A 10,063-nucleotide genomic window follows, 5' to 3' on the forward strand; every position below is an offset into this window, starting at 1 on the left:
GATTATACACGCACAGATATACAGAAACTGGTTGGTGGAGAGTTGCAAACATATTTACCACAGAAAAATAAACGTATTCTTGCTGGTTGTTTTAATCAGGAATTAAATCCTGATTGCCCATATGAGGTTCAAGCTGGAAGTAAGCCCCAAGTTAAAGCAAAAGCTGAACTTTTACTTTCTCAGTCTGATAATGTATTTCCTGTATTTATTAAGCCAACAATGAAAAGTAAAGTTTATCGTTATGCGGGGCAATTTAAATGTATTGGTGGAAGTAATGAGCCTGAGATATTAAAAGTAGCCGAAGAAAAGTCCGAACGCTATGGTTGCTTAACTTACGTGTTGAGTTTACAGCAGGTATGTATTGAAAAATAATGAAAAAAGCCCGTAACGATCACTCAATTACGGGCTTTGACTTATTGTTGTTTAGTTAACGATTAGAGCTTACAGACAAATTTCCATGCGCTGTCGCTTGCTGATGGTGCTGAGTTGATCCACCAGTTTGCTTGCCATAAACCACCATTGTGGATCACTTGATCGCCTGTCGCAGCGTGATCGCCTTTGGGTAGTTCTGGGTATGTAGTGGCTTTTGAAGTATCAACATCGGCTTCTTCACATGTTTTGCCTGTTCCACCGTTGCCTCCTTCATCGCTTGAGCCTTCAAATGTAGGTAGGGTTGGGAAGTCTTTCTTCAAGCCGATTGTTTCTCCGTCGACTTTAAAACGAATACCGTTAGCTACACCTGAAACAGGGGTGTAGTACACCATAGACACAACATATTCACCGCCAGCAGGGATAGATTCCGTTGAACGTAGTGTTACTGCCACTTTATGAAAGATCTTACGTTCGCCATCGACATTGAAGTTACTATCCGTATGACCGCTTTCAACTACGTTTAGCCCAGCGCCAGACCAGTCTTTAACAAGATCGCCTGTTGAGGTTGGCATTAGGAATTCAATCGTTGTGCCACCAGGGATAGCTACGCCTGAATTATTTGTAAATACCAGTTTCGGATTAATCGGGTAGTTACTGTCACCAGCCGGCCATTCTGTTGTTTTCACTGATACATCAATCACGGAATCGGGTTGTGGCAGAGCGTTGTGGTTAATGTCCATCGGTGCTGCGGTTGAGAACACTTCATGGGCGTAATCTGTCATGTCTGAGCCCATTTTGTATTCATTTTTCACGGCATCATAGCTGTAGTCACCGGCCATTTCCCATACCATCATGCCACCTAAGCCTGTGTCGATGATGTAATCCAGTTTTGGTTTGAGTGAGTCTTTATCTTCAATACTTAGGAAGACTTTCTTCGCTTCATTCCACAGCCATGCGGTTTGTAATTCGTGACTCCAAACACGCTCGTATTCGCCTTCGATCAGATCTTTCGGGTTATTAGGATCTAATCCCCACGTTGGGCCGTAACTTGGCATACCATCGATCCCAAGTTTCTGTGCATGCATAAGGTTCATGGCGTGCCACATTGGTGCGACACCTGCTTTGATTTCATTACCTTGTTTATCAGAATCGTGCCAGATGTTATCAGTCCCTTCTGCACCCCAACCACACACGGTTGTACCTTCAGGGCAACTTGCTTGATTTGGCTCTACCGCTTTACCCCATAAGCCTTTCTCGCCACCAGTAACACCTTGCCAACCTCGGGTGTAATAAGGGATCCCCATGTTGATTTGGCTTGGTTTAAACGCACCACGGAAGTAGTGATGTGCCCATGCTTGGTTCAGATAGCCAATGCCTTGGTATTGATCGGCAGTGTAAACGCCCCATTTAGCTAGTTCTGCATCTTTGCCGTCATCAAATAGTGGTGCTTGTGGGCCAACAAATTCGTTCCATGTGCCGTGTAAGTCGTAAGACATGATGTTGACGTAATCAAGTACGTCTTGCATTGCGAAGTCTTCCATACCACGTAGTAGGTACGCCGATGATGGTGAGGCAATGGTTAACATGTAGCGACGACCGTCTTCTTTACCTGCTTTATCAAGCTGGGTACGAAGCTCTTTCATCATCACCATGTAGTTTGTCCATAGCGATTCTCGACACTTGTTTGACATTTCAAAGTCGATTGGGTTACCTGAGTCTTTCATTGACGACGGGTATTCGTAATCGATATCAACACCGTCAAAGCCATACTGACGGATAAACGCCACGGCTGATTTACTAAACTTATCAATGCCTTCTAAGTTCACTTCACAGGTAGCAAGGTTTGTCGTCATTGGGTAAAAGTTGGTGGTTTCCGCCCAGCCCCCGACAGAGATAAGGGTTTTTACATCTGGGTATTGCTTCTTAAATTTGCTCAGTAAGTTGAAGTGACCTTGGTATGGCAAACTTGGATCCATTTCAGCACCTTCAACACCTTCCCATGTCATCTTGGTCGCAGAATCATCAACAGTTAGCTGGAACTCGTCTTTACTGACACCAGCAAAAGCGTAGTTGATGTGTGTGAGCTTATCCCAAGGTAGATCATCTGCTAGGTACGCAGGTAAACCATTTTTACCAGTGCGCCATGAGGTGTAATAGCCGATGATACGACGAGGGTGATCGTCACCCATACATTCGGTGCCATCTTCTCGGTAGATCTGTTGAATGTCACAGCTTAAGTTGCCATTACCCATTTCAATGGCATTGACTGTGATCACACCTGTTGATGTGTTGTGGTTTGCAGCATCTGTTGCAATAGCTTCAATTTGGTATTCACTTTTGGTTTCTGGTGTCCAAACCGCTGTAAATGGCGCATGGTTAACTATTGCAATGGATTGGCCGTTAACACGGAACTCAACCGAAACCAGATCGTCATTCACATCACTTGCTTGTGCCGCAATGGTTAATGGCTTGCCAATAAACACTTGTTGACCCGGACGTGGGCTGTTTAAAGCAATCACTGGGGGTTGTGGTTCAACTGCTTTTTCTACCACTTCGATAGTGACGTTATCTGATGCGCTTAACCCTGTTTTATCAAAAGCTTTTACGCTAATAACATGCGAGCCAATAACGTCTGCTGTCCAGTTAAAGCTGTAAGGGGCTGTGTTACTGGTGGCGATATTATTGCCATTAATGTGCAATTCAACATGGCTTAAATCGTTGTCGAGATCAGCGGCTTTTGAAGTAATAACAATGCTATCACCTTCGGTAAATACGCTACCTGAATGCGGTGAAGTCAGACTAATGGTTGGGGCATTAGGCTCCACAGGGGGAATAACACTGTCTTTAACGATAGAAATGCTCACTTGTTGTTCTGCAGTAATGCCGGTGACATCGGTAACGACAGCTTTTACCGTATTTTCACCTTCGTTAGTGGCAATCCAACTGACGTGATAAGGTGCTTTTGATACTTTGCCAACTTCTTGGTTATTGACAAGGAACGTCACGTGCTTGATTTGCGTATTCGTTGCTTTGGCATTTGCAGCCAGTAGTACGCTTTCACCCAGCTTAAATTGTGCGCCTGCGGTTGGTGATGTCAGGGTCACATCGACGAGTGGCTCATTACCTTCACTGCCAGTGGTTTCTACATTCAAGCTGCTTTCTAGTGAAGCAAGATCCAATACACCATTCACACCAAGTGTTAACTGAATAGTTCCTCCGACAGGTAGCTGCGTTTTAACCCAACTGCTTTCATCAAAGCCCAAAGTAAGGGTGTTAGCAAACTGTTCACCTTGATCATTGCTGGTAAAAGTCATGGTTGGATAGCTGATGTCTGTCGCTGACCAAGCTGGTGATGATATTGAAAGGTTTGAATTGAAAGTGATTTTTGCATCACGCAGTTCAACGACTTGGCTGCCATTATTGGTTAAGGTGACTTGGTAGGTATTCCACCATTGGCTTTCTGTGCCAACAACGACTGATTCAGTATTAATTGTGGCATGTGCAGGCAGCGCCATACTAATTGATGCTGCTAATAAAGTAGGAATTAGCGCAAGTGTTTTTTTATTCATGATACTCGACACGGTTATGGGGAAAGTGTGAGCAGTATATGAGCTGCATGATCAAAGATATTTCTATGCGTGTAACAAAATGTAACAGAGCAAATAAAAGCAGCGTCAAAAATATAACATTATGATAATTAGATATTTCACATGACTCTGACATTGAGTTTAAAAGTAAAAAATTATCGGAAGCGTGATCTAAATCTGGCTAAGCAGCCTTTTTACGATGATCTAAAAATTGGCACTGGAATAAAACAAAATGATGGAGTAGTGCATAGTTGCCAAAAAACTGGCTGATACAAATATTTACACTCATCCATAAATACAGTATGGTGTTCTGTATGATTTAAAGTGGAGGTCGTGAAATGATGTTGGTCAGGTGGTGTGTAATATTTCTTATTGTTGGTCTACAAACAGGGTGTGCGTTTTTCCCGCGCGATGTTGCAATAAATGTTGAAGGGAAAAGCACTTTGCATTTAACTCCGCAAGATTACGATAAATTGTATATTTCCCCTGTCCAGGTCACACAAGCCAGTGATCGCCAAGTTTCTAAACGTATTGTGAACCGATTAGAACGGTCGATTCACGATGATCTACACACTAAATTCGCTGATAGTGTGAAGGTGGTTGAATCTATTGATGAACGAACCTTGCAACTTGATGTTGCGTTAGCAAAAGTCCATACCTCACTAGAAGATATGAGCATTGGTGAGCTATTTCCGTACCGGGCAGCATTAGAAGGGATGATTTTAGTGTTAGGTGAGCGTGATAGAGATGTACATATTGCAGCTCAATACCGTTTAAAAGATGCGAACACGCAAGAGTTACTCGCAGAAAGAGAAACTTTGTTTACTTTAGAAGCGGTACTTGAAAATGATGAAGCACATTTGCAATATCATGAATTACAGTCGCTTAAACCTAAGATCCAGCAAGATATTGTGTTATTTGCCACTCAAGTAGCGGCAAATCATATCAAAACTCAAAGTACAAATAACAAAACGCCCTAACTAGTAGGGCGTTTGGTTTAATGGGGAAGAGGATTAAACAGCAACACTGGTCGGGTGTAAGTATTGCTGCCAAGCTTCTTGATATAAGTGCAATGATTCTTGACGTAGGTTTTTAATTTTCTTCTCTTCAAACTCTGTCAGGGGGCGTTTCTCATGCAGAGCTAAACGTTCCATCTTTTGAATTTGTTCGTAAATATCGTGCTCTTTACCATTTTTCACATCAGAGATGTCTTTTAGGTGGAGTTGAACTTCAGCAATGATTTTGCTGTGTGGTAGTTCAACCAATACATTTAAGTCACGATAGCCTGAGGCGGTTGGTTTTTTAAAACGGTTTTTAACACCAACAACGGTTGCTTCTTTATTCAGTAATTCGAATGATTGCACCAGCGATGAAATGTCTTCAGCAACTAATGAAGCACGGGCAATATCAGTAATTTTGTTGGCTTGACCATTTAGCTCTGTGGCAATTTTTTGTTGTGCACGTTGTGCTGACTTTACTGGTGGAATCAGTGCTTCAGCAGAAGAAACAAGACAGATGCTACGCATTAATTGCTCAAGTTCTACTTGTGCTTGTGTTGATGCTTGGTATAGCGCATCAAAATCATTGTAAGGTTGCGTGATGTTGTCACTTTTCCAAGATTGAATGCTGTATAAGCCACTAATATCGCGCTGAAAGGCTTTGCGGCTTGCTTGTGATAGGCGCGTAGGTGATGGTTGATCAGTAATTGTATATGCAGGTGCTACAGCAGGTGCTGCAACAACCGAACGACTTAACATACAGAATAGAATGAAGCTTGTACGTAAAGCAGATTTTATATCCATTAAACAACTCCCAACGATATTGCTTTCTTGCAATATCAACACACAAAAAGGGGTAACAAAGGTGGTGTGTTTTGTCGTGCTTTATTGTCTAAATTGATACTAACAATATAACCTGAATGAATAGTAAACTCTGTGTCAATATCCATAAAATGATAAAAAATCCGCATATAAATGCGGATTGGATCACATAATTGAAGGCTGTTTTATTAGCTGACTAGGCTTAAAGGTGTGGTGTAGCTTTCCCAAGCTTGAACATAAAGCGCTTTTGATTGTTGTTGTAGACGCTTTATTTTCATCTGTTCAATGTCATTTAATTCACGATTTTGCGCTATGGCTAGGCGTTCGATGCTTTGGATCATCTTGTAGATATCGTGCTCTTCACCATTTTTGATCTCTGCAATGGCTTCAAGATGTAATTGAATCTCGGCAACAAGGCCACTGTTGTTAAGGCGTACCAGCATCTTAATGTCGCGATAGCCAGAGGCTGCAGGCGCACTAAAACGGTTCTTAACTTCCAGCAGTGACGCATGTTGCGCAATAAAATCATAGGTTTTGATCAAATCTGAAATATTGTCACACACTAGGCTGCCACGAACGATGTCTGTTAATTTATTGGTATGACCATTTAGTTCTGTGGCAATTTTTGTTTTAGCACGTTGTTGAGACTTAATGCCGGGTAGTAGAGCTTTCGACTGACTGTAAAGCGCGCTGGTTTCCAATAGCATATTAAGCTCTTGCTGAGCAGGAAATGCATGTGTGTATAGCACACTTAATTGATTGTAAGGTTGTGTAATATTGTGCGCACGCCAACTAGGAATCTGCTGTAGCTCGTTGATAGAATGCGTTAAGTTATGTAGCGTTGATTCGGTATGAATTGTTGTTAGTTTGTTTACTTGCTTGTGAGCTGAAGGCTGAGGCAAGGTTTGAGCAATAGGGTTACGACCAAAAGTTAGTAGCAATAAACAACATGTAGCACGAGCTACGGAATGAACAACCATTTTTACTCCTTTAGCACAGTCCTCTAGCAAATGGCGGCTGAGGCTGTGGTTTATCTTTGAACGTCCTGTTCTGGCACTAAAGATAATACGGAATGTTGTTTTTTGGTAATAAAATTCGTTATTTTTTTTAACCACAAAACAACATTGTGAGTAGGGTCATAAAATAAAGGGCTTTTAAAGGATAATTATGCTTTATTGGAAGTCTTAATTAGCTTTTACTGTTTAAATAATATGCAATTCAATTTTTTATAGTATTTAATCGTAGGGAATGTAAGTAATGCAGGAAAATCTATTAATTGGCTTTATCGTTATTTGGGTTGCGTTAGTGTTGGGGAGTGTGATGCTTTTTCAGCGCGGTAAAGATGTGGCACGTAAACGCAAGCTTTGGCCAATTTATACCGTATTCAGTAATGTGGTGATTGGTGGTTTTATTGTTTATATGCAGCCGCCTACAATGTGGATGATGGCGATTTTAGTGCTGTTGGTACCATTAACCTTACTGACTATTCGCTCAACCAAATTTTGTGACAGTTGCGGACAGGCGAGTCGCTCACCTTTCTTTATGAAGCCACCACAAGTATGTAGCCACTGTAATAAGCCGCTTAGCTAATCAACGCCATAGAATCAGTCACTAAAAAAGCCATCATGACTCTTCTACTCAAAAGAAAGACAATGATGGCTTTTTGTTTATGGAGGATGCTTTAGACGAGGTTTAAGCTTTCGCTGTCAGTGGAAAGGTTTCAAATTGAATACCTGACCAGCCAAACTTTATGAAGTGACGAATGTTCTGATGATCGTTATTTTCAGGATGGGCTAACACATCGTTACGGTAGTATTGACCAAAACAAGCCAGTGTTTCTTGCTCTGAAAGCTGGTTTAATTTCGCAAAAGCAAAAATTTTGCACGAACCTTCATTAGTGCCAGCATCATTTTTTAGTGTATCGTTATCCAGACCATTGTAAAAAGTGGTGGCTTGATAATCGTAATGCTCTGTGATCACAGCCATAACTTGTGGAAATTCTACACTTTCAGGTGTGTCTTTAAGTGCTTGTAGTAATGCGTCCATTTGAGTTTTTCTCCTTATAAAAAAGGTCAGATTTGATCTGACCTTTATGTTACAAAATTGATTATATTGCAAAATCAATAGCGATTAAGCTGACTTGATTAACGCTGCTTTTTCGCTTGGTTCTTAAGCTCGTAATCTAACTCGTCTGGGTAGATCACTAAACCTTCTTGATCTTGAATTGGGAACACCACGATAGCCAGCTCGTCATCTTCAAGGCCGTGAGTCCAACGGCTATGCCATTTATTTAATGAAATAGACTCTGCTTTACAGTTATCCCATTCACCGGTTGCCCATGCCTCGGCAAACTCTTTGTTTGGCCATACAGGTACGCAATCCTCGTCGTCTGTATTTAACATTACGCAGCCGTGTTCATCGATTAGGATCCAAATTTCGCGGTTAGCGACAACTTCTTTTACTAAATGCTTATAACGCTTTTCTGCATCAAAACCTTGGATTGTTTCAATTGCTGTCGCATCTAATGGCGTAGACATGATGTGATACCTTGATGATTATGTCGATTGGTTGTAAGAATAAATCAAAATAGAACAGAGATCTTGTTTTATCCTGTTGATATTACAATTTAATGGGGTTTCACTATCTTCTGGTGCAAGATCTTTTTCAGATTTTAATACTTTACTTAGTTAACTACACAAGGAGTGCGTGTTGTTACGTTTGTTGGTGTCTGCTGCGACAGCTGTGTCATTATCATCCATGATGGCGGGATGTAATTGGGTTTATTGGAATGAAGATTTTGAGAGTTACAAAGATCTTTCTTTAACCAATCCTTATCCATTCCATAAAGTGGATCGTTTTGATCCCCAAACCGGGGCTAAGCGCAACGAGGTGATGGTATTAAATAATGGGCTGGTGGCACTCCAAGCGCGTATTGATATGATCCGTAGGGCGAAACAAACTATTGAGGTGGAGTACTTTATTTTCTCTCCTGATATGAGTGGGAAAATTTTAGTACAAGAGCTGATAGATGCTGCGAAAAGAGGTGTCAACGTTCGGATCTTGATTGATAAGTCGGCCACTGTCTTTGAGTTTGATGAATTTTATGCCGAAGGGTTAAAGCCTTATGGGATAGAAGTGCGTTATTACAATGCTGCGCCTATTTATTATATTTCGACCATTAACTTTCGAAATCACCGTAAGCTATTAGTAGTAGATGATCGTGAAGCGATCACTGGCGGGCGAAATGTTGAAAATGATTATTACGATTTATCAGAGCATTATAATTTTCTCGATCGTGATTTATATGTAAAAGGCTCAATAGTGAAAGCCATGCGTGCTTCCTTTGATGCTTTTTTTGATCATGACATCAGTGAGCGTTATCAAGCCCCTGACATCCCGAGTAGCCGTATTGATTTACAAAAATATGAACGAAAAGTGTCTGAAGTAAAAGCTTTCCTCTCACACAACCCACATGAAGTAGAGACTCGAGCAAAGATTGAAGCGATTGCTCGACCTGTACTAGCGTCAAAACCTCTATATTCTTGTCCTGAAATGACGTTCACCTCTGATGCGCCGGGGGGCTCGTTTTGGACACGCTTTAAAGATCCATATAGCGATAACTATCGTTTTTTGCGTAAGACCATTTTCGATAAGGTGATGACGGTAGATAAGGGGCTGATCCTTGCGTCACCGTATTTATTGAATAACCGTAAGTCTGAGCATTTAATGCAAGTGTTACTTGATAAGAATATCGATATGACCTTGTACACTAATTCATTATCGTCAACCGATGCCACCTATGTAGCAGCCCAGCTTTATACTCATGTTTACGATTGGCAAGCCAAAGGGATGAAAGTGTACCTTCATGCTGGTGAGTGGTTAGATGAAATGGCAACAGTTAATCCTTCAATCCAATCGGCTCGATGGGGCATGCATGCTAAAACCCAAGTCTACAAACGCCGTGGTGATGGACAGAATGAAATCATGGTGGGGACTTATAATATTGATAATCGCTCTAATCACTACAATGCTGAAATGGCGTTATTTTGCCGAGGTAACGATCAGTTGGTCGCCGAAATTGAACAAAATATTCTTTCTAGAGCGAATAATGGCTATCAAATTGTCGGTGAGAATAAAGCCATTGATGGCCAGGGAAATGCGGTAAATGTGTATGGCTCAGGGGATCCAGATACCACGAAAATGAAATTTATGTGGTTACCTTCATGGCTGTTTAATTTCTTACTATAATTAAAATGTAAATATAGCCATACAATAAAATACAAG

At 41.2% G+C, this 10,063-nt stretch carries 9 protein-coding genes; 4 read left to right on the plus strand and 5 right to left on the minus strand.

Features of this window, described 5'->3' with window-relative positions:
• Positions 1 to 372, plus strand: a 372-nt coding sequence (locus tag E5A76_RS15400; protein ID WP_161119451.1) for a hypothetical protein, incomplete at its 5' end; no start/stop codon positions are given.
• Between the two features lie 62 nt (positions 373 to 434).
• Here E5A76_RS15400 and E5A76_RS15405 read toward each other — a convergent pair.
• The gene (locus tag E5A76_RS15405) at positions 435 to 3,941 is read right to left on the minus strand and encodes a glycosyl hydrolase family 18 protein (protein ID WP_161119452.1); all 3,507 of its coding nucleotides are present in this window, start codon (positions 3,939 to 3,941) and stop codon (positions 435 to 437) included.
• A 356-nt stretch (positions 3,942 to 4,297) separates the two neighbouring features.
• Here E5A76_RS15405 and E5A76_RS15410 point away from each other — a divergent pair, with 356 nt between their 5' ends.
• Positions 4,298 to 4,939, plus strand: a complete 642-nt coding sequence (locus tag E5A76_RS15410; RefSeq protein ID WP_161119453.1) for a DUF3313 family protein — start codon at positions 4,298 to 4,300, stop codon at positions 4,937 to 4,939.
• Between the two features lie 33 nt (positions 4,940 to 4,972).
• Here E5A76_RS15410 and E5A76_RS15415 read toward each other — a convergent pair whose 3' ends face one another.
• Positions 4,973 to 5,761 (minus strand): phosphoribosylglycinamide formyltransferase, encoded by a 789-nt coding sequence (locus E5A76_RS15415; protein ID WP_107166273.1) that lies wholly within the window; start codon positions 5,759 to 5,761, stop codon positions 4,973 to 4,975.
• Between the two features lie 206 nt (positions 5,762 to 5,967).
• Entirely contained in the window at positions 5,968 to 6,759 is a 792-nt protein-coding gene (locus E5A76_RS15420) for a phosphoribosylglycinamide formyltransferase (RefSeq protein ID WP_161119454.1), read from the minus strand.
• Between the two features lie 277 nt (positions 6,760 to 7,036).
• On the opposite strand from E5A76_RS15420, the gene E5A76_RS15425 reads away from it, so the two are divergent.
• Positions 7,037 to 7,369, plus strand: a complete 333-nt coding sequence (locus E5A76_RS15425; protein ID WP_053989330.1) for a hypothetical protein — start codon at positions 7,037 to 7,039, stop codon at positions 7,367 to 7,369.
• A gap of 102 nt (positions 7,370 to 7,471) precedes the next feature.
• On the opposite strand, the gene E5A76_RS15430 is transcribed toward E5A76_RS15425, so the two are convergent.
• Positions 7,472 to 7,825, minus strand: a complete 354-nt coding sequence (locus E5A76_RS15430) for a HopJ type III effector protein (protein ID WP_053989329.1) — start codon at positions 7,823 to 7,825, stop codon at positions 7,472 to 7,474.
• Between the two features lie 98 nt (positions 7,826 to 7,923).
• Positions 7,924 to 8,316, minus strand: a complete 393-nt coding sequence (locus E5A76_RS15435; RefSeq protein ID WP_023934679.1) for a DUF2750 domain-containing protein — start codon at positions 8,314 to 8,316, stop codon at positions 7,924 to 7,926.
• A gap of 169 nt (positions 8,317 to 8,485) precedes the next feature.
• Between E5A76_RS15435 and E5A76_RS15440 the strand changes: the two genes are divergently transcribed.
• On the plus strand, positions 8,486 to 10,027 hold the full coding sequence (locus E5A76_RS15440; RefSeq protein ID WP_316247343.1) for a phospholipase D family protein: 1,542 nt from the start codon (positions 8,486 to 8,488) through the stop codon (positions 10,025 to 10,027).
• Positions 10,028 to 10,063: the final 36 nt, after the last annotated feature.

The organism is Photobacterium lucens, assembly GCF_009873615.1.
GTDB classification, from domain to species: Bacteria; Pseudomonadota; Gammaproteobacteria; order Enterobacterales; family Vibrionaceae; genus Photobacterium; species Photobacterium lucens.